Genomic DNA, 292 nt, shown 5'->3' with positions numbered 1-292 from the left:
CAGAAGTGAAACGCCGTAGCGCCGATGGTAGTGTGGGGTCTCCCCATGCGAGAGTAGGACACTGCCAGGCATCAAATTAGTGTGCTGATATGGCTCAGTTGGTAGAGCGCACCCTTGGTAAGGGTGAGGTCCCCAGTTCGACTCTGGGTATCAGCACCACTTTATTTAAGTGGTTTAGAAGTTCGGCAGAAAGAAAAGAATCAAAAGAATTTGCTTGGCGGCAATAGCGCGGTGGTCCCACCTGACCCCATGCCGAACTCAGAAGTGAAACGCCGTAGCGCCGATGGTAGTG

Annotated in this window: 1 tRNA gene and 1 rRNA gene; both read left to right on the top strand. The window is 52.7% G+C overall.

Annotation, left to right across the window (positions count from 1 at the left end):
* Positions 1–83 precede the first annotated feature (83 nt).
* Positions 84–159 (top strand) — tRNA-Thr (locus KAJ71_RS23250).
* A 54-nt stretch (positions 160–213) separates the two neighbouring features.
* Positions 214–292: ribosomal RNA gene (rrf, locus tag KAJ71_RS23245) — 5S ribosomal RNA — on the top strand; the annotation flags it as partial.

This window comes from Serratia silvae (assembly GCF_023282985.1).
Classification (GTDB): Bacteria; Pseudomonadota; Gammaproteobacteria; order Enterobacterales; family Enterobacteriaceae; genus Chania; species Chania silvae.
The sequence above is the reverse complement of the archived record's forward strand: the minus strand, read 5'-3'. Positions and strand labels throughout refer to the sequence as shown.